We start from the raw sequence: 18,807 nt of genomic DNA on the forward strand, positions 1-18,807 counted from the left end.
GATCGCATTGCGAAGACCCGGCGTCCGCCGTTACGATGCGGTCGCATTGTAAAACAACCTCGGGGGTATCCGTGTCTGACGGTGTGGTGCGGCTGAGGCCGCCGCGCAACGCGCTCGATCGCCGCGCGATCGGCTGGTGGCGCACGCAGTGGGCGCTCGTGTTCGGGCCGGCCGTGCTGGTCCTCGTCCTGCTCGGCGTGCTGATCCCGCCGGCCGCGTTCTGGCTGCTCGGCCCGGCCGCCGTGCTCGCGGTGGTCGGCGCCGCGTGGTGCGCCGTCCTGCCGGTCTGGTGGTTCGGCCTGCACCGCTGGGAGGTCACCGGCACCGCCGTCTACGTCCGGTCGGGCTTCCTCTGGCAGGAGTGGCGGGTGGCGCCGCTCTCGCGCGTCCAGACCGTCGACACGCTGCGCGGGCCGCTGCAGCAGCGCTTCGGGCTCGCCACGGTCACCGTGACCACGGCGTCGGCGCGCGGCGCGGTCAAGCTCCGCGGGCTCGACGCGCAGGTCGCCGCGGACGTCGCCGAGCGGCTGACCGACCGCACCGAAGCCACGCCCGGGGACGCGACGTGAGCGAGTGGCGCCGGCTCGACCGGCGCACCCTCGGCGTCACCGCGCTCGTCACGGCGGGGATCGCCGTCTCGGCGGGGATCCCGGTCGCCATCGGGACGCGCTCGCTGTGGCTCGTCCCGGCCGCCGTCCTGTTCGTCGGCCTCGGCGTGCTCGGCGACTACGTCCGCTGGCGCGCCACCCGGTTCCGCTGCACGCCCGAGCGCCTGGAACTGGAGTTCCGGTTCGCCGCCCACACGCGCAAGTCGCTGCCGCGCGAGCGGATCCGCACCGCCGACCTGACGGCCAACCCGCTGCACCGCGCGTTCGGCGTCGCCGTGCTGACCGTCGGCACCGGACAGCACGAGAAGTCCGGCCAGAGCGGCCTCACCCTCGCCCCATTGGCCAGGGCGGACGCCGAAGCCCTGCGCACCGAGCTGCTCCACCGCGGCACCGCAACTGAGAGCCCCGGGGCCACCGACGGTTCGCTGGCGAGCCTCGACCCGCGCTGGATCCGGTACGCGCCGGTGTCGTTCGTCGCGCCGGCGCTCGGCCTGTCCGCGTTCGGCGCGCTGTTCAAGGTCGCGGACTGGTTCGGGGCCGGCGGCGGCCTGCTGAACTGGCTGCTGGACCGCTTCGGCGACCTCCCGCTCGCCGCCAGCGTCCTGCTCCTGCTGGTCCTGGCGGTCGTCCTCGGCGTGGCCGGCGCCGCGGGCCTGTTCGCCGAGATGTGGTGGCACTACCGGCTGGACCGCGAACCCGGCGGCACCCTGCGCGTCCGCCGCGGCCTGCTGACGACCCGGTCGGTCACCCTCGAGGAGCGGCGCCTGCGCGGGGTCGAGCTCGTCGAGCCGCTCGGGGCCCGGCTCGCCGGCGCCGCACGCGTCGACGCCATCGCCACCGGCGTGAAGCGCGACGACGACAAGTCCGAATCCAAGACGCTGCTGCCGGCAGCACCGCGGGCGGTGGCCGTCGACGTCGCCGCGAGGGTGCTGGGCGAGCCCGTCGCGGACGTCCCGCTGGTGGCGCACCCGCGGGCCGCCCGTGGCCGCCGGCTGCGCTGGGCCCTGCTGACCGCGCTGGTGCCGGTGCTGGTCCTGCTGGTGCTCGGCGCGCTGCTGACCGACGTCCTGCTCGTGCTGGGCGGGGCCCTCGCCGTCGTCGCGCTGCCGGTCGCGGTCCTGCTGGCCCTGGACGCCTACCGCGGCCTCGGGCACGGTTCGCGCGACCGCTACCTGGTGCTGCGCGCGGGCACGGTCCGGCGCGGCACGGCCGTCCTGGCGCGGGACGGGGTGATCGGCTGGACCGTGAAGCAGTCGGTGTTCCAGCGCCGCCGCGGGCTCGCGACCTTCACCGCGACCACGGCGGCAGGCACCGGCGCCTACTCGATCCTCGACGCGGACGCCGGCGAAGGGCTCGAGTTCGCGGCGGCGGCCGTGCCGGGGATCCTCACGCCGTTCGCTTCGGTACCCGCCGAAGCGTCGCGGACCTAGGTTCGGGGCATGGACGAATTCCGTGCCCTGCACGTCCCCGGGTCCCCGCTGCTGCTGCCGAACGCGTGGGAGTTCGGCGTCGGCGCGTTCCTCGCCGCGCAGGGCTTCCGCGCGCTCGGCACGACGAGCCTCGGCGTCTCCGCGGCGGCGGGGGAACCGGACGGCGCGCCGTCGACGCGGGGCGCGACGGTCGCCCTCGCCGCCCGGCTGACCCGGCTGGACGCGCTGGTGAGCGTCGACATCGCCGACGGTTTCAGCGCGGACCCGGCGGCGGTCGCCGACCTGGCCGGAGAACTGGCCGCCGCCGGTGCCGTCGGCGTCAACCTCGAAGACGGCCGCGCGGACGGCTCCCTGGCGCCGGTCGATGTCCAGTGCGCGCTGGTCACGGCGGTGAAGGAGCGCGTGCCGGAGCTGTTCGTCAACGCGCGGACCGACACGCACTGGGCGGGCGATCGCTCGATCGCCGAAGCCGAGCGGCGGGTGCGGGCGTACGCGGCCGCGGGCGCGGACGGCGTGTTCGTGCCCGGCCTCGCCGAGCCGGCGGACGTCGAGCGGATCGTCGGCGCCGGGCTCCCGCTCAACCTGTTGTTCCTGCCCGGGAAGGTCACCGTGGCCGGGCTGGCCGAGCTGGGCGTCGCGCGGATCAGCCTCGGCTCGCTGCCGTACCGGATGGCCCTCGCGGCCGCCGCCGAAACCGCGCTGGCCGTGCGCGACGGCCGTGACCTGCCGCTGAGCCCGCCGTCCTACGCCGAGGTCACCGCGCTGCTGCCGTAATCGGCTTGCCCCGGTCTGCTTGAGTCGGAGGCATGCGTGCCTTCGGAACCGACTTCGCCGTCCCTCCCGGCTACCTGAACACGCCCAGCGTGGGCATCCCGCCCGCGCCGGTGGCCGAAGCCGTCGCGGAGTCGGTCGAACGGTGGCGGACCGGCGCGACCCGGCCCGGCGAGTTCGACCCGTACGTCGCGCGCTCGCGGGCCGGGTTCGCGCGGCTGCTCGGCGTCGACGCCGAGCGGGTCGCGATCGGGGCGTCGGCTTCGCAGCTCGTCGCGAACGTCGCCGCGGCCTTGCCCGCCGGCACCCGCGTCCTCGCCGCCGAGGGCGACTTCACCAGCGTCACGTTCCCGTTCGCGGCGAACCCGGGCGTCACGGTGACCGAAGTGCCGCTGGAGCGGCTGGCCGGGCGGGTCGAGGGCCACGACGTCGTGGCGGTGAGTGTCGTCCAGTCCGCCGACGGCCGGATCGCCGACCTCCCGGCCCTGCGCGCGGCGGCCGAGGCCGCCGGGGCGGCGGTGCTGCTGGACGCCACGCAGGCGGTGGGCTGGCTGCCCCTGGACGTCGCCTGGGCCGACTGGGTGGTCGCGGCGGGGTACAAGTGGCTGCTTTCGCCCCGCGGCAGCGCGTGGCTCTACGTGCGGCCGGACGCGCACGAGCGCACCCGGCCGGTCGCGGCGAACTGGTACGCGGGGGAGGACCCGTGGACGACCGTCTACGGCCTTCCGCTGCGCCTGGCCGGCGACGCGCGGGCGTTCGACCTCTCGCCGGTGTGGCTGGCCCAGGTCGGCGCCGCGGCGGCGCTGGAGTACCTCGATGGGGTGGACTTGGCGCAGGTCCGCGCGCACAACACCGGGCTCGCCGACGCGCTGCTGGAGAAGCTCGGACTGCCCCCGCGCGGCACCGCGATCGTGTCGCTCGACGCCGATCCCGGGCGGCTGGCCTCGGCCGGGATCGCGGCGAGCGTCCGCGGCGGCCGGGTGCGGGTCGGCTTCCACCTCTACAACACCGTTGACGACGTCGAACGCGTTTTACACGCATTCGAGTGAACTCCGCGCGGACGGTGAACTACCGTATGGCCCCGTGGTTGGTGCTCGTTTCACCCCAGGCCCGTCCGACACGGCCCCGCTGGGCGCGGTGCCCCCGCAGCCCCGCCCCCCGGCGCCGGGGCCGCCGGCGCGCGACACCCGGTCCCTGCTGCTCAGGGGCGCCGGGCTGGTCGCGATCGCCGTCGTCGCCGGGCTGCTGTGGTTCCTGATCAGGCACGACTCGACGCCGGACGAGCCGGTCGCGCAGCCGCCGTCCCAGAGCACGGGGGCCTACCAGTTCACCAAAGTCGCCGGGCCGGAGCGCTCGGACGACTGCCCGGCGACGTCCTACGGCAAGACCAAGGAGTTCTTCCAGGACAACCCGTGCCAGTCGCTGGTCCGCGCGCTGTACACGACCGAGACGGGCGGGCAGAAGGCCCTGGTCTCGGTGGTCGTGGTCGGCATGCCGGACTCGTCGAAGGCCAAGGCGCTCAAGGCGCTCACCGAGCAGGACGGCACCGGCAACGTCACGGACCTGGTGCGCGACAAGACCTTCGCCGGCACCGGCACCCCGAGCCTGAGTGGCAAGAACTCGGCGTACGCCTCGAAGGTCGACGGCACGAACACGGTGATCGTGCTCGCCGACTTCTACGAGAAGCACACCGACAAGGCCCTGATCGAGAAGATCGCCGACGACGCCCTGCGCCTGTCGGCGGACCTCCACTCCTGACCTTTCAGCTCGCCTGGCCGGGCATCGCGATCGCCGTCGGCTTCTCGCCCGCCTCCGAACGCCACGGGGTGCCGCGGCGGGAGGCGGCGACCAGCGCGTGCAGCGCTGTCGTCCGCAAGCCCGCGTCGTCGGTGTGGTTCACCACCGCCAGCCACGCCGACGCGCAGTCCGCTTCGGCCGTCGCGACGACCTGGGACGCCGACTTCGTGTCCGTCACCGGGTTCTTCGGCACGTACGCGGCTTCGGGGGCGACCGGGGTCGCCCCCGAAGCCGCCAGCGTCGTCTGCAGGTAGTCCCGGCGCAGGGCGTGCTCCGCCGCGCCGCTCTTCTCGCCGTCGCCGAAGTCGGCCGGCAGGAACGCGCCGACCAGGCCGTACACCCAGACGGCGGCGTGCTCGGCGGCCAGTGCGGTCTGCAGCGGGTCCACCGCCTCCGCGGGCACCGCGCCCCCGGGTGCGACGCCCACCTTCGGCGCGTCCTCGCCCGGGCCCAGCGCGGGGTCGATGCGCTGCAGCGCCGCGCAGCCCGCCGCCACCGCGGCGACCAGCCCGGCGCGGTAGCGCGGCAGGCCACCGACGAGGTCTTCGGCCTGCTTGCGGGCCGCCGCCAGCCGGTCCTTGAGGTCGCCCAGCGCCGCCGGGGCGGGCGGGGCGGCCGACGGCGAGGGTTTCGGCCGGTTCAAGCGGTCCACTTCGGACTTGAGCGCGGCCGCGTGCGCCGCACGGGCGGCGGCGAGCTGCCCGGCGGCGTCGTCGCCCTTGGCGAGGGCCTTGGCGGCCGCGGCGTCCGCGTCGGCGGCGGCCAGCAGCGGCTGCAGCGGGTCGGGGGTTTCGTCGTAGCCGGGCCCGCAGGCGGCGAGCGGGACGGCCAGCACGGCCAGCGCCCCCGCGCGGAGGGCGGCACGACGGGTCAGGTCGGTCGGTCTTCCGGTCACGTCGGCCCATCCTGCCAGGCCCCCGGCCGCCCCCGCCGCTCGCGCGGCCCGAGCGGGCGACCGGATAAGCTGGTCCACCACCGACCCGACCACCCAGTCCGAACAAGGAGACCCCCACGTGCCAGGAGAACTCGCCAGCCGGCTCCAGCCGATAGTGGCCGAAGCCGTCACCGCCGCGGGTTTCGACCTCGATTCGTTCGAGGTGCAGCAGGCCGGCCGGCGGCAGCTGGTCAAGGTCGTCGTCGACGCCGACGACGGGGTCGGGCTGGACGAGGTCGCCGAGGTCAGCCGCAAGGTGTCGGCGGCGCTCGACGAAAACGACCACGTGCTGGCGAGCGCCTACACGCTGGAGGTCACTTCACCGGGGCTCGACCGCCCGCTCACCCAGGCCCGGCACTGGCGGCGCGCGCGGTACCGGCTGGTGAAGATCACCCCGGCCGACGGCACGGCCTTCATCGGCCGGGTCGGCCACGCGGGCGCGGACGCCGCCCGCGTCCTCGAAGGCGGCAAGTTCCGCGACGTCCGCTACGCCGACGTGGCGAAGGCGGTCGTGGAGATCGAGTTCAAGCAGCCGCCCGCCGAGGACCTGAAACTGCTCGAAGACGACGCGTCCGGCATGATCGCCGCCGAGACGGAGAAGGGGTCGAAGTGAACGTCGACATCGCCGCGCTGCGGGCGATCGAACGGGACAAGGACATCCCCTTCGAAACGGTGATCGAGGCCATCGAAACGGCCTTGCTCACCGCGTACAAGCACACCGAGGGGCACCAGCCGCACGCCCGCATCGACATCGACAAGAAGAGCGGCCTGGTCCGCGTGCTCGCGCACACGCTGACCCACGACGGCCAGGTCGACGAGGAGTGGGACGACACCCCCGAGGGGTTCGGCCGGATCGCCGCCACCACCGCGCGCCAGGTCATCCTGCAGCGGCTGCGCGACGCCGAGCACGAGAAGACCTTCGGCGAGTTCTCCACCAAGGAGGGCGAGATCGTCGCCGGCGTGATCCAGCGCGACGCCCGCGCCAACGCCCGCGGCATGGTCGTGGTCCAGGTGGGCGACACCGAGGGCGTGCTGCCGTCGGCCGAGCAGGTCGCGGGGGAGTCCTACGAGCACGGCAGCCGGATCAAGGCGTACGTGGTCACCGTTTCGCGCGGCAACCGCGGCCCGCAGATCACGCTCTCGCGCTCGCACCCCAACCTGGTGCGCAAGCTGTTCGCGCTCGAGGTGCCGGAGATCGCCGACGGGACCGTCGAGATCGCCGCCATCGCGCGCGAACCGGGGCACCGCACGAAGATCGCGGTCAAGTCCACCGTGGCGGGCGTCAACGCCAAGGGCGCCTGCATCGGCCCGGTCGGCGCGCGCGTGCGCAACGTGATGAGCGAGCTGGCCGGTGAGAAGATCGACATCATCGACTTCTCGGAGGACCCGGCCCGCTTCGTCGGGAATGCGCTGTCGCCCGCGAAGGTTGTATCGGTCCGAGTGGTGGACGAGCGGGCGAAGACCGCCCGCGTCGTGGTGCCGGACTTCCAGCTGTCGCTGGCGATCGGCAAGGAGGGCCAGAACGCCCGGCTTGCCGCCCGTCTGACCGGCTGGCGGATCGACATCCGCAGCGATGCCGCACCGGCCGACGACGAGGGTGATCAAGACCACGCCGGTCCGACGCGGCCCGCCGCGACAACCGGTTCGGCTGAGTGAAGGTCGAAGCGCTAGACTCAGGAGTGGTTCAACGCCCGCGGCGGGTAGCCGAGCACCAGCCCCACCGGATTTCCCCGGTGCGGACTTGTGTCGGCTGCAAGCGGCGGGCCTTGATCGGTGAGCTGCTGCGCGTGGTCGCGGTGGCCGGGCGGGTGGTCGTCGACGAACGTCGGCGGCTGCCGGGCCGGGGGGCTTGGCTGCACCCCGACCCGGACTGCCTGGCCAAGGCCGAACGGCGGCGGGCCTTCCCCAGAGCCCTGCGGGCGACGGGGGCGCTCGACGCCCGCGAGGTCCGCGAGCACGTCGGGCTCATCACTCCGCACCACGAAACCGGGATGCTCCCGGGTTCGCGAGGAATCAAGGAAGCAGGTCGACCCGTCATGAGTCAGCCGTGAAGCTGAAGCCATGAGCGTCAGACAATAAGGACGAGGTCAGCGGGTATCCGCCTGGCCTCCCCTAGATGAGGAGAGTTGTGCCAGGCAAGGCCCGCGTACACGAGCTCGCGAAGGAGCTCGGCATCACCAGCAAGGACGTTCTCGCGAAGTTGAAGGAACAGGGCGAGTTCGTCAAGTCCGCGTCATCCACGGTCGAGGCGCCCGTCGCCCGCCGTCTCCGCGACGCGTACGCCCCCAAGGGCGCCAAGAAGCCCACCCCGGGCCCGTCGGCGCGCCCCGGCCCGCCGGCCAAGCCCGCCGCCCCGAAGCCCCCCGCGCCTGCCCAGCAGGCTCCGGCGGCCAAGGAGGCTCCGGCTCCGGCCGCGTCGGCTCCGGCCGCGCCCCAGCAGCAGGCGCCCGCGGCGTCGAAGCCGGCCTCGCCGGGGCAGCGCCCCGGTCCGCGGCCCGGCCCGCGCCCGGCGACGCCCGCACCCCAGCAGCAGGTCCCGGCCGCGAAGGCCGAAGCCCCTGCCGCGCCCCAGCAGGACACCCCCGCCGCGCCGCCCGCACCGGGCACCGGCTCGGTCGTCCCGCCGAAGCCGCAGGGCCCCAAGCCCGGCGGCCCCAAGCCCGGTCCGCGCACTCCGCGGGTCGGCAACAACCCCTTCGGCGTCGGTTCCGGCGCTCCGCCGCGCCCGCAGGGCCCTCGCCCCGGTGGCGGCCCCGGCCAGGGCGGCGACAACCGTCCGCCGCGGCCCGGTGGCGGCCAGGGCTCGGGTGACCGCCCGGCCCCGCGGCCCGGTGGCGGCGCCGGTGGCAACCGGCCGAGCCCGGGCAACATGCCCCCGCGGCCGAACCCCGGCATGATGCCGGGCCGCACGCAGCGTCCCGCCGGTCCCGGTGGTGGCGCTCGTGGTGGCCCCGGCGGCGGTGCCCGTGGTGGCCCCGGTGGCGGTGCCCGTGGCGGTCCCGGTGGTGGCGGCGGCGGTTTCCGCGGCGGTCCCGGTGGCGGCGGCGGTGGCGGTGGCTTCCGCGGTGGCCCCGGTGGCGGTGGCGGTGGCGGCGGCTTCCGTCCGGGTGGCGGTGGCGGCACCGGTGCCCCGGCGGGCGGCGGCGGTTTCCGTGGCGGCGGCGGTGGCCGTGGCGGCCCCGGTGGCCGTGGCGGCACGGCGGGTGCCTTCGGGCGCCCGGGTGGTCCCTCGCGCAAGGGTCGCAAGTCGAAGCGGCAGAAGCGCCAGGAGTACATGGACAACATGCAGGCGCCCAGCGTCGGCGGCGTCCGCTTGCCCAAGGGGCAGGGCGAGACGATCCGGCTGCCGCGGGGTGCTTCGCTGACCGACTTCGCCGAGAAGATCGACGCCAACCCGGCTTCGCTGGTGCAGGTGCTCTTCCACCTCGGCGAGATGGTCACCGCGACGCAGTCCGTGTCGGACGACATCCTCGAGCTGCTCGGCGGCGAAATGAACTACACGGTTCAGGTCGTCAGCCCCGAGGAAGAAGACCGCGAGCTGCTGGAGACCTTCGACATCACCTACGGCGACGACGCCGGTGGCGAAGAGGATCTGCAGGTCAGGCCGCCGGTCGTGACCATCATGGGTCACGTCGACCACGGTAAGACCCGACTGCTCGACACGATCCGGAAGACGAAGGTCCGCGAGAGCGAGGCCGGCGGCATCACGCAGCACATCGGTGCGTACCAGATCGAGACCGAGCTCGAGGGCAACCCGCGCCTGATCACCTTCATCGACACCCCGGGTCACGAGGCGTTCACCGCCATGCGTGCCCGTGGTGCCAACTCGACCGACATCGCGGTGATCGTGGTGGCGGCCGACGACGGTGTGATGCCGCAGACGGTCGAGGCGATCAACCACGCGCAGGCCGCCAAGGCCCCGATCGTGGTCGCGATCAACAAGATCGACAAGGAAGGCGCGAACCCGGACAAGATCCGGCAGCAGCTGACCGAGTACGGCCTGGTCGCCGAGGAGTACGGCGGCGACACGATGTTCGTCGAGATCTCCGCGCGGCAGAACATCAACATCGACGGCCTGCTCGAGGCGATCCTGCTGACCGCCGACGCCGCTCTGGACCTCCGGGCCAACCCGGACATGGAGGCCCAGGGTGTCGCGATCGAGGCGCACCTCGACCGCGGCCGCGGCCCGGTGGCCACCGTCCTGGTCCAGCGCGGCACGCTGCGCGTCGGTGACTCGGTCGTGGCGGGTGACGCCTACGGCCGCGTCCGCCGGATGGTCGACGAGCACAACGTCGACGTGACCGAGGCGCTGCCGTCGCGTCCCGTCCAGGTCATCGGGTTCACCTCGGTGCCGGGTGCGGGCGACACCTTCCTGGTGGTCGACGAGGACCGCGTCGCCCGGCAGATCGCCGAGCGCCGCGCCGCTCGTACGCGCAACGCGCTCAACGCGTCGCGCCGCAAGCGGGTCAGCCTCGAGGACCTCGACTCCGCCTTGAAGGAGACGAACAGCCTCAACCTGATCATCAAGGGTGACAACTCGGGTACGGTCGAGGCCCTCGAAGCCTCGCTGCTCCAGCTGGACGTCGGCGACGAGGTCGAGCTGAACGTGGTCCACCGCGGTGTCGGTGGCGTGACCGAGTCGGACATCGACCTGGCGACCGCGTCCGACGCGATCGTCCTCGGGTTCAACGTCCGCGCCCAGGGCAAGGCGACCGAGCGGGCCACCCGCGAGGGCGTCGACGTCCGGTACTACACGGTCATCTACCAGGCGATCGACGAGATCGAGCAGGCCCTCAAGGGCATGCTCAAGCCGGAGTACGAAGAGGTCGAGCTGGGCCGCGCGGAGGTTCGCGAGGTCTTCAAGTCCTCCAAGATCGGCACGATCGCGGGTTGCCTGGTCATGTCCGGCGAGATCCGGCGCAACGCCCGGGCCCGTCTCCTGCGCGACGGCACCGTCGTCGCGGAGAACCTGCCGATCAGCTCGCTGCGGCGGTTCAAGGACGACGTGGTCGAGGTCCGCGAAGGCTACGAGTGCGGTCTGACGCTCGGTTCGTACGGCGACCTCAAGGTCGGCGACTCGATCGAGACGTACGAGCAGCGCGAGAAGCCCCGCGCGTAACGCGTGAGTCCCCGGGTGTGCGGTTTCGCACCGCACACCCGGGGTCTTCCCATCCCTACGACACCACCTCAAAACTGCCTATGTTCGTCGGAGCCCTTGAGCTCGACATCCTGCTCGGCGACGTCCATTCGCTGAAGCAGAAGCGATCCGTGGTCCGTCCGGTGCTGGCCGAGGTGCGCAAGCGCTTCGCCGTTTCGGTGGCCGAAGCCGGGCACACCGACCTGCACCGCCGGACCCTCATCGGGGTGGCCGTGGTCGCCGAAGGTGGCGAGCACGTGCGTGACGTGCTCGACTCGTGTGAGCGGTACGTGGCGAGCCGGCCGGAGTTCGAGCTGCTCACCGCCCGCCGCCGGCTGCTCGGTCCAGAAGACTAGGAGAAAGACATGGCTGATCCTGCTCGGGCTCGCAAGCTCGCCAAGCGGATCTCGCAGATCGTGGCGTCCGCGATCGAGCACGAGGTCAAGGACGCCCGGCTGGACTACGTGACCATCACGGACACGAAAGTCACCGGCGACCTGCACGACGCCACGGTGTACTACACGGTGCTCGGCGAGAAGCTGGACTCCGTCCCGGACTTCGCAGGCGCCGCCGCCGCGCTCGAATCGGCGCGCGGGATGCTCCGCTCCAAGGTCGGGCAGGGCACCGGCGTCCGCTACACGCCGACGCTGACGTTCGTCGCGGACACGATCCCGGAAGAGTCGAAGCGGATCGAAGACCTCCTCGCGAAGGCCCGTGAGGCCGACGCGGAGGTCGCCCGCCGCGCGACCGGCGCCCAGCACGCCGGCGAGGCCGACCCGTACAAGGCGCCTCGCGAAGAGAACGAAGACGCCGAAGACGACGAGTTCGCGGAAGAGGAGAGCCGGGGCTGACCCGTGCTTTCCCGCCGCACCCTGCTCGCCGGCAGCGCACTCGCGCTGCTGGCGGGCTGCTCGCCGTCCGCACCCCCGCCCGGTCCGGCCGCGGTGCCCGTCCCGACCCGCCCGTCCGTGCTGCGCGACCCGGTGACCGTGCAGCGCATGCGGTCGAACGCCCGCGGCACGGACGTCGACCTGGTGCTGATCACCCCGGCCGGGGTCCCGGCGTCGGGGCTGCCGGTGTGCCTGGCCCTGCACGGCCGCGGCGCGCAGGCCCGCACGTTCCTCTCCCTCGGTGTCCCGGACCTGCTGACGGCGGCGGTCCGCGCCGGCACCCCGCCGTTCGCGATCGCGGCCGTCGACGGTGACCACTACTGGGTCGACGTCGGCGAAGGCGACGATCCGCAGCGGATGCTGACCGAGGAGGTCCCGGCCTGGCTGACGGGCCGCGACCTGCTCCCGGCCTCGGCGGTGTTCGGCATCTCGATGGGCGGCTTCGGCGCGCTGCGGTTCGCCCGCGACCACCCCGACCTGAAGGCGGTGGCGACGGCGAGCGCGGCCCTGTTCGTGGACTGGCCCGATGCCCGCAGCCGCAAGGTGTTCTCCGGTGAGGACAACTGGCGCGCGGAAGAACCCTTGCTGCACACGGCGGATCTCCGCGCGCCCGCGCTCGGCGTCTGGTGCGGCGAGTCGGATCCGTTCCTGGGCGCGGACAGGAAGCTGGTGAAAGCCGTTTCGCCCGCGGTGTCGAATTTTTCGCCGGGCGGGCACAAGGACGAGTACTGGCGCGGGATCCTGCCGGACGTCCTGGATTTCGTGGGACAGCGGCTACGCTGACGCGCGGGCGAACAGAATCGCTTGCGACACCTTGTTTTCCGGGTTCAGCGACCACTCGGCCTCGACCGTGAACCCGGCCGCGCGCACCCGCCTCGCCAGCCACCACGGCTGCCGGAGGTGGATGTGGACGCGCATCGGGTGCCCGCCGTAGCCCTCGGTCTTCAGCCGGGTCCCGGCGCCGACGTGGTACCCGATCACCAGCAGCCCGCCCGCGCGCAGCACGCGCCGGAAGTGCCCCAGCGCCACCGGGACGTCGTCGTCCGGGACGTGGATCAGCGACCAGGACGCGAGCACGCCCGCCACCGACGCGTCGGGCAGCGCCAGGTCCGTCATCGAGCCCACTTCGAACGCCAGCTCCGGGTGCGCCCGCCGGGCCAGCCCGACCATCGCCGGGGAGAGGTCGACGCCGGACGCGTCGACGCCGAGCGAGGCCAGGTACGCCGTGAAGTGCCCCGGCCCGCAGCCGACGTCCACCGCCGGCCCGTCGACCTCCGCGGCGAACAGCGTCAGGGCGGCCTTGAGGTACGGCTGCTCTTCGAGGGCGCCGGCCACGAACTCGGCGTAGCTCTCGGCGACGGTGTCGTAGGAGGTGCGGGTGTCCGCGAGCCAGCTCACCGCGCGCGCAGCCCGTCGAGGACCATGCCGAGCGCCCGCCGCCAATCCGGGGTGGCGGTCGCCGCGGCGAAGACGATGGCGAGGTCGGGCCCGCGGAAGTCCGTGCGCAGCGCCCCGGCCTCCTGCGCCCGTTCGATGATCCGGTTCATCCGGGAAGCGTTGGCGTGCTTGGCTTTCTCGATCCCCGAGGCCGGGTCGAACGCCCGCGAGCACACCTCGGTGAACCCGCGGTCGGCGACCTGCATGAGCACGCAGCGTTCGAGCAGGAGCACGAAGCCGTCCCAGGGATCGGCGCACCGGAGCGCTTCTTCGGTGATGGCTTCGGCTTCTTCGAGCGTCGGGAGGAAGGCGGCCTCGACGAGGTCGGCCCGGGTGGGGAACCGGTTGTAGAGGGTCCCGATGGCGACCTCGGCCCGCCTCGCGACTTCGTCGAGCGGGGCGTCGACGCCCTTGGCCCCGAAGACTTCCCGCGCGGCGGCGACCAGGGCCTCCCGGTTGCGCCGCGCGTCCGCGCGCAGGGGACGCTCGCCGACGGTCACGCTCCGGAGTATAGCCAAGCCGGACGTCAGTACACGCCCGAGCGGGCTGCCCGGTTGCCTCCTGATCGGAACCTCACAGTGCCCACCGCCGGTGGCGGCCAGGAGCACAATGGGGTTCAGCGGGGGCGCAACCCGCACCGAGGCGGTCAGCGAGGGAGGTCGGCGCCATGCACTCCGACCTCTCCCCGGCGGGCCGGACCGGAGTCCTCCTCGTCGGCACCCGCGGGCAGCGGGGCCCAGGGGAGGTGCTGATCAGGATCAGGGGCGGCCTGGAAACCTTCCTTGCCTGGTCCGACACGGAGCTGCCGAAGGGCACGACCGTCCTGGTCGTGGAAACCCGGGGACGGCGCACGGTCGACGTCGTGGCGTGGGACGCCTCGGATCCTGCTTCTCAGTGATCGCGGAAGGACAGCCGTGTTCGGTTATCGCGTTCCGGCCCCCAACGAGGCGATGCTCATCTCCGGGGGCAAGCACAGCCAGGGCACCTCGCCGTTCCGGGTCGTCACCGGCCACGGCGCGTTCGTCATGCCGGTCTTCCGGAAAGTCCGGTTCCTCACGCTTTCCATGTGCGAGGCCGAAGTGACCGAAGTGTGCGTCACGAAACAGGCCATCGCGCTGACGGTCCGGGCGGTGATCGCGTTCAAGGTCGGCAACGACACCGAGAGCATCGTCAACGCCGGGCAGCGCTTCCTCTCCGACCAGGACCAGATGTCCGTGCTGACCGGCCGGATTTTCGCCGGGCACCTGCGGTCCATCATCGGGTCGATGACGGTCGAGGAGATCATCACCGAGCGGCAGAAGCTCGCGACCGAGGTGCTGGACGGCTCGGCGGTCGAGATGGCGAAGATCGGGCTCAGCGTCGACGCGCTGCAGATCCAGTCGATCGACGACATGAAGCTCGGCTACATCGCCGCGATGGCCGCCCCGCACAACGCCGCCATCCAGCGGGACGCCCAGATCGCGCAGGCGGTGGCGAACCAGGCCGCGGCGGAGGCGGAGCAGAAGTCCCAGCGGACGCAGGCGGAGTACGCGCGGCAGACGTCGATCGTGCAGGCGCAGTACCGCGCCGAGGTCGACAAGGCGCAAGCGGAGGCGGCGCAGGCCGGCCCGCTCGCGCAGGCGCGGGCGCAGCAGGAGGTCATCGACGCGCGCACCGAGCTGGCGCAGCGCGAGGCGGAGCTGCGCCAGCAGCAGCTGGTGGCCGAGGTCATCAAGCCCGCCGGCGCCGAAGCCGAGCGGATCCGCATCCTGGCGCTGGCCGAGGCGGAGAAGATGCGCGTACAGGCGGAGGCGGCGGCGTCGAACAACCGGGTCGCGCTCGACCGGATGCTCATCGACCAGCTGCCGCAGATCGTCAAGGAAGCGGGCCGCGGGCTGTCCGGCGCGAACGTCAACATCCTCAACGGCGCGGACGGCCTGGGCGAGATGGCCGCGGGACTCGTCGGCCAGGGACTGTCCATCTTGGACTCGGTGAAGCGCGGCCTGAGCCCGTCACCGTCGACGCCGGCGGCTCCCGAGGAGAACGGTCAGGTGCCGAAGCCGGCCGAGCTCACGCAGTCCTGAGGCGCTTTGTCGACTCAGGATGCTTTTCGGCTCAGGAGGCGGGTTTCACCGCGACGACCAGGTCGCGCAGGATGGCCTGGTCGACCCGGTGGGCGAACTCCTCCCACGGGCCGCCCTCCCGGACGTCGAGGCCGGCCTTCCGCAGCACCTCGACCAGCTCTTCGCGCGGCAGCACCGTGGTGTTCCACGAGATCCCCAGCGCGCCGCCCGGGCGCAGCACCCGGGTCCACACCGGGACCGCGGCCGCCAGGAGGTCGCGCGGGCTTCGCTGCAGGCCCGCTTCGCGGTGGCTCCCGTGCTGCACGCCGTACGGCGCGTCGGTCACGATCACGTCGAACGAGTTCGCCCGCAGCGCCTCGTCGGTGGTCAGCGTGTCCGCGTTCAGGTACACGAGCCGCCGGGTGTCGCCGGCCTTGTACTCCTCCTTGGACAGCGCGTACTCGATGTCGAGCCGCCGGCCGAGGCGGACCTTGTTCCGGCGCAGCTGGCCCGACTCCGCGGTGTGCTTCACGCGCTTGTTCCGCAGCCACGTCTTGATGAACGCCTCGTACGCCTCGAAGTCCTTGCCGTCGACGTCCAGGCCGGTGGCGTGCAGGCCGTACATCATCGCCTGGTTCAGCGTCGTGCCGCGGCCGCACAGCGGGTCCAGCAGGTACTTCGCCTTCGCGGAAAACGGGTCGGCCGTCGCCATCAGCGTCACGTTCACCAGCAGCTTCGTGAACAGCTCGTTGGTCTTGCCCGCGTACTTCTGGATCGTCAGCAGGTCCGAGTCCGCCTTCGCCAGCGGTGTCACGGTGACTGGGCGCAGGACCCCGTCGCCCAGCTCGAACAGCGCGTACAACGAGGACAGGTTGGACAGCAGCGCGAGGTCGCGCCCGGCCAGCGGGGACGAACTCGTGAAGCGCACGTACCCCACGCCGCCGAGTTCGACCTCGTCGATCGCGGACAGTTCGGCGGCCAAGGCCGCGCCGAAGACCGCCAGCTCGGCGCGCAACAGGGCGGTGGAGGAGGCGGCGTAGACCCGGTTGGCCGACGGGTAGACCAGCATCGCGTACTCAGGCATCCCGCAGAGCGTAGCGTGACGCACCGTGACCCCTACTTCGGCGCAGGACATCCGGGACGCGGTGGCGCTGCTCGCCGCGGCCACCGACGTGACGATCCTCGGCCACGTCCGCCCCGACGCGGACGCGCTGGGCAGCGCGCTCGCCCTCGGCCGGGCCCTCGTGCAGCGGGGCGTCAAGGTGCGCGTCTCCTTCGGCGAGCCCGACGAGGCGCCCGAGACGCTGCGGTGGCTCGACGAAGACGGCCTGCTGACCCACCCGGACGACCTCCCCGCCTCCGAACCGCTGCTGATCTGCGTCGACACGCCGACGCCGAAGCGGCTGGGCCGGCTCGCCGGGCGCGTCGAAGCCGCCGGCGCCGTGCTGGTGGTCGACCACCACGCCACGAACACCTACTACGGCACCTGCCACGTCGTCGACGAGTCGGCCGAGGCCAGCGCGATCCTGGTGTTCCGCATCCTGGACGCACTGGGCGCCGCGCTGGACGAGCCGATCGCGCGCGGGATCTACGCCGGGATCGTCACCGACACCAGCGGGTTCCGCCGGGCGAGCCCGGAGACGCACCGGATGGCGGCGCGGCTGCTGGAAGCGGGCGTCGACGCCGAAGCGGTCGTGCGGCGGATCGTCGACGAGCGCCCGTTCGCGTGGCTGCCGATGCTGTCGTCCGTGCTGAACGAGGCCCGGCTCGAACCGGAAGCCGCTCAGGGCAAGGGTTTCGTGCACGCGGTGGTGCGGCTCGACGCGGCCGCCACCGTGCGCGGGGAAGAGGTCGAGTCGGTCATCGACGTCATCCGCTCGGTACGCGAAGCCGCCGTCGCCGCCGTGCTCAAACAGGACCCGACCAACCCGGCGCAGTGGCAGATCTCGTTGCGCTCCACCGGGATCGACGTCTCGGCAGTCGCCGCGGAGTTCGGCGGCGGCGGGCACCGCCAGGCCGCGGGCTGCACGATCCCGGGCACCGCCGAGGAGGTCCTCGCCGGACTGCGCGCCGCGCTGGAGCGGGCGCCGCTGCTCTAGCCGCACGCCCGGCGGACGGTTTCGTGCGGAACGCACTGCCCGTCCGGGAATTCGGCACTTCGTTGCGCGCTCGCCGCAATCGGGGAGCAAGCCCCGCCGCGATCACGCGCGATGCTTCGTTGCCAGCCGGTCTTGTCCGGCTGGGAACGAAGGAGGCGCGCATGAGCGAAGCGAAGCCGCTGACCGGGCCGGTGCGGAAAACGGGTCCAGGGTGGACCGCGGGACTGACCGTGCCGCGGGAACACCCCTTCTTCTTCGACCACCCGCTGGACCACGTGCCCGGCTCGCTGACCATCTGCGGCCTGCTCGACCTGGCGGAATCGGTGACCGGGCCGGCGGGCGGGGCCGAGCGGCTGCTGCTCGACCTGCGCTTCCCGGCGATGGGGACGCTGTCCGGCCCGGTCGAACTCGGCCTGGCCCCGGCACCGGGTGTGCCCGGCCAGTGGTCGCTGCTGGCCCAGCAGGCCGACGCGGACATCTGCGCCGGCACCCTGCGCCGGGTCGCGGGCCTCGGCCGGCCGGCCACCGCACCGCAACCGGGGGATGCGCGGAACTCGCTGTGCCCCCAGGACCTCGTCCACCGCGTCGACGAGGACAACATCGTGCTCGGCGTCCCGGCCGACGCCGGGGACGAGGTCACCGCGCCCGCCGTGCCGCCCCGGCCGGGGCACTACCTCGACCACGGTGGTCCCGCTTTCTCGGCGCGCAGCCTGATCGAGTCGAGCCGGCAGTTCTTCACCGTGCTGGAGCACTGGGCGGCGGGCTGGTCCTACGGCACCACGGTGCTGTGGACGGCTTTCCACGCCGACCTGCCGGCGTCGCCGCCGAGCCCGGCGTACTCCTTCCGCTGGGTCCGCGAGCCGGTGAAGCGCAGCAAGCTGGACGTCTCGTTCGACCTGCTCGACGCCGAGGGCGTGGTGGCCGGCCGGTTCGACTACGTCGCCATCACCGTCAGCGCCGCCGCGTACGAGCGGTTCCGCGCCGCCCGCGGCCGCCTGGCCGGGGAGGCCGCCGCGTGATCGGCCTCGTGCGGGTGAACCAGGTTCCCCGGCTCCTGTACTTCGTCATCGTCGGCGGCCTCGGCGCGGGCCTCGTGCTGCGCCTGCTCTCGGCCGCCGACCCGCGGTCCGCGGTGGCCGCCGGGTTCGTGCTGGTCCACCTGGTCTGGATCGTCGCGGAATCCCGGATCACCTTCACCCCTAACGGCACTTCGCCGCCCGACCCGACCGTGCTGCCCTACGGTTTCGCGCGCACGGTGGTCGTCGTCGCCGGCGCGCTCGGCCCGCTGCCGTGGGCCGGGGGCCCGCTGTGGTGGACGCCGGCGCCCGCCGCGTTGTTCCTGGGCGGAATCGCGTTGCGGCTGCGGGCGATCGGCGAGCTCGGCCGGTTCTACACCCACCGCGTGCTGCGCCACGACGGCCACGAAGTCGTCACCACCGGGCCGTACCGCGCGGTCCGCCACCCGGCCTACACCGGGATGCTGGCGGCGAGCGCCGGGTACACCGCCTACCTGTTCACCGTGCCCGGCGCCGTCGCGCTCGTGGTGCTCGCCGGGGCGCTGGTGTGGCGGATCCGCGTCGAGGAGCGGATGCTCTTCGACGTCCCGGGGTATCCCGCGTTCGCCGCCGGCCGCGCCCGGCTGGTCCCGGGGGTGTGGTGACC

At 73.1% G+C, this 18,807-nt stretch carries 21 protein-coding genes; 17 read left to right on the plus strand and 4 right to left on the minus strand.

Annotated elements, in window-relative coordinates; genetic code table 11:
- Window positions 1-71: 71 nt before the first annotated feature.
- From MUY14_RS04380 to MUY14_RS04400, 5 genes are all read left to right on the plus strand, one after another.
- On the plus strand, window positions 72-569 hold the full coding sequence (locus tag MUY14_RS04380; RefSeq protein ID WP_396126730.1) for a PH domain-containing protein: 498 nt from the start codon (window positions 72-74) through the stop codon (window positions 567-569).
- Window positions 566-2,038, plus strand: coding sequence for a PH domain-containing protein (locus MUY14_RS04385; protein ID WP_247021050.1), 1,473 nt, complete (start codon window positions 566-568; stop codon window positions 2,036-2,038). Before MUY14_RS04380 ends, MUY14_RS04385 begins: the two co-directional genes overlap by 4 nt.
- 9 nt (window positions 2,039-2,047) lie before the next feature.
- Window positions 2,048-2,812: an isocitrate lyase/phosphoenolpyruvate mutase family protein gene (locus tag MUY14_RS04390; RefSeq protein ID WP_247021052.1), complete on the plus strand. Its 765-nt coding sequence runs from the start codon at window positions 2,048-2,050 to the stop codon at window positions 2,810-2,812.
- Between the two features lie 32 nt (window positions 2,813-2,844).
- Entirely contained in the window at window positions 2,845-3,858 is a 1,014-nt protein-coding gene (locus MUY14_RS04395) for an aminotransferase class V-fold PLP-dependent enzyme (protein ID WP_247021054.1), read from the plus strand.
- Between the two features lie 88 nt (window positions 3,859-3,946).
- Entirely contained in the window at window positions 3,947-4,567 is a 621-nt protein-coding gene (locus MUY14_RS04400) for a hypothetical protein (RefSeq protein ID WP_247025050.1), read from the plus strand.
- Window positions 4,568-4,571: 4 nt separating this feature from the next.
- Here MUY14_RS04400 and MUY14_RS04405 read toward each other — a convergent pair whose 3' ends face one another.
- Window positions 4,572-5,501 (minus strand): ferritin-like domain-containing protein, encoded by a 930-nt coding sequence (locus tag MUY14_RS04405; protein ID WP_247021056.1) that lies wholly within the window; start codon window positions 5,499-5,501, stop codon window positions 4,572-4,574.
- Window positions 5,502-5,619: 118 nt separating this feature from the next.
- Here MUY14_RS04405 and rimP point away from each other — a divergent pair, with 118 nt between their 5' ends.
- The 7 genes from rimP to MUY14_RS04440 all read left to right on the plus strand — a co-directional run bounded on the left by rimP (window position 5,620) and on the right by MUY14_RS04440 (window position 12,350).
- Window positions 5,620-6,153, plus strand: coding sequence for a ribosome maturation factor RimP (rimP, locus tag MUY14_RS04410; RefSeq protein WP_247021058.1), 534 nt, complete (start codon window positions 5,620-5,622; stop codon window positions 6,151-6,153).
- Window positions 6,150-7,196 (plus strand): transcription termination factor NusA, encoded by a 1,047-nt coding sequence (gene nusA, locus MUY14_RS04415; protein WP_247021060.1) that lies wholly within the window; start codon window positions 6,150-6,152, stop codon window positions 7,194-7,196. The genes rimP and nusA overlap by 4 nt, the downstream gene beginning before the upstream one ends.
- Window positions 7,197-7,273: 77 nt before the next feature.
- Window positions 7,274-7,591 carry a YlxR family protein gene (locus tag MUY14_RS04420; protein WP_247021062.1) on the plus strand — a complete coding sequence of 106 codons (318 nt, stop codon included), beginning with the start codon at window positions 7,274-7,276 and terminating at the stop codon, window positions 7,589-7,591.
- Between the two features lie 77 nt (window positions 7,592-7,668).
- Window positions 7,669-10,659 (plus strand): translation initiation factor IF-2, encoded by a 2,991-nt coding sequence (infB, locus tag MUY14_RS04425; protein ID WP_247021064.1) that lies wholly within the window; start codon window positions 7,669-7,671, stop codon window positions 10,657-10,659.
- An 80-nt stretch (window positions 10,660-10,739) separates the two neighbouring features.
- Complete coding sequence (locus tag MUY14_RS04430; RefSeq protein ID WP_155545954.1) at window positions 10,740-11,033, plus strand: DUF503 domain-containing protein; 294 nt, start codon at window positions 10,740-10,742, stop codon at window positions 11,031-11,033.
- A gap of 9 nt (window positions 11,034-11,042) precedes the next feature.
- Complete coding sequence (gene rbfA, locus MUY14_RS04435) at window positions 11,043-11,528, plus strand: 30S ribosome-binding factor RbfA (protein ID WP_247021066.1); 486 nt, start codon at window positions 11,043-11,045, stop codon at window positions 11,526-11,528.
- A 3-nt stretch (window positions 11,529-11,531) separates the two neighbouring features.
- Window positions 11,532-12,350, plus strand: coding sequence for an alpha/beta hydrolase family protein (locus tag MUY14_RS04440; protein WP_247021068.1), 819 nt, complete (start codon window positions 11,532-11,534; stop codon window positions 12,348-12,350).
- Here MUY14_RS04440 and MUY14_RS04445 read toward each other — a convergent pair.
- Both MUY14_RS04445 and MUY14_RS04450 read right to left on the minus strand, forming a co-directional pair.
- Entirely contained in the window at window positions 12,342-12,965 is a 624-nt protein-coding gene (locus MUY14_RS04445; RefSeq protein ID WP_247021071.1) for a class I SAM-dependent methyltransferase, read from the minus strand. The two genes, MUY14_RS04440 and MUY14_RS04445, sit on opposite strands and share 9 nt — an antisense overlap.
- Window positions 12,962-13,504 carry a TetR/AcrR family transcriptional regulator gene (locus MUY14_RS04450; protein ID WP_247021073.1) on the minus strand — a complete coding sequence of 181 codons (543 nt, stop codon included), beginning with the start codon at window positions 13,502-13,504 and terminating at the stop codon, window positions 12,962-12,964. The genes MUY14_RS04445 and MUY14_RS04450 overlap by 4 nt, the downstream gene beginning before the upstream one ends.
- Window positions 13,505-13,671: 167 nt before the next feature.
- On the opposite strand from MUY14_RS04450, the gene MUY14_RS04455 reads away from it, so the two are divergent.
- Both MUY14_RS04455 and MUY14_RS04460 read left to right on the plus strand, forming a co-directional pair.
- Window positions 13,672-13,902 carry a hypothetical protein gene (locus MUY14_RS04455; RefSeq protein WP_247021075.1) on the plus strand — a complete coding sequence of 77 codons (231 nt, stop codon included), beginning with the start codon at window positions 13,672-13,674 and terminating at the stop codon, window positions 13,900-13,902.
- Between the two features lie 16 nt (window positions 13,903-13,918).
- Window positions 13,919-15,067, plus strand: a complete 1,149-nt coding sequence (locus MUY14_RS04460; protein ID WP_247021076.1) for a flotillin family protein — start codon at window positions 13,919-13,921, stop codon at window positions 15,065-15,067.
- Window positions 15,068-15,098: 31 nt separating this feature from the next.
- On the opposite strand, the gene MUY14_RS04465 is transcribed toward MUY14_RS04460, so the two are convergent.
- Window positions 15,099-16,130, minus strand: coding sequence for a TRM11 family methyltransferase (locus MUY14_RS04465; RefSeq protein WP_247021081.1), 1,032 nt, complete (start codon window positions 16,128-16,130; stop codon window positions 15,099-15,101).
- A 25-nt stretch (window positions 16,131-16,155) separates the two neighbouring features.
- Here MUY14_RS04465 and MUY14_RS04470 point away from each other — a divergent pair, with 25 nt between their 5' ends.
- The 3 genes from MUY14_RS04470 (at window position 16,156) to MUY14_RS04480 (ending at window position 18,805) form a co-directional block, all read left to right on the plus strand.
- Window positions 16,156-17,145: a bifunctional oligoribonuclease/PAP phosphatase NrnA gene (locus MUY14_RS04470; protein ID WP_247021083.1), complete on the plus strand. Its 990-nt coding sequence runs from the start codon at window positions 16,156-16,158 to the stop codon at window positions 17,143-17,145.
- Window positions 17,146-17,306: 161 nt separating this feature from the next.
- Window positions 17,307-18,164 (plus strand): AfsA-related hotdog domain-containing protein, encoded by an 858-nt coding sequence (locus MUY14_RS04475; protein WP_247021084.1) that lies wholly within the window; start codon window positions 17,307-17,309, stop codon window positions 18,162-18,164.
- The gene (locus tag MUY14_RS04480) at window positions 18,161-18,805 is read left to right on the plus strand and encodes an isoprenylcysteine carboxylmethyltransferase family protein (RefSeq protein WP_247021085.1); all 645 of its coding nucleotides are present in this window, start codon (window positions 18,161-18,163) and stop codon (window positions 18,803-18,805) included. The genes MUY14_RS04475 and MUY14_RS04480 overlap by 4 nt, the downstream gene beginning before the upstream one ends.
- Window positions 18,806-18,807: the final 2 nt, after the last annotated feature.

This window comes from Amycolatopsis sp. FBCC-B4732 (assembly GCF_023008405.1).
Classification (GTDB): domain Bacteria; phylum Actinomycetota; class Actinomycetes; order Mycobacteriales; family Pseudonocardiaceae; genus Amycolatopsis; species Amycolatopsis pretoriensis_A.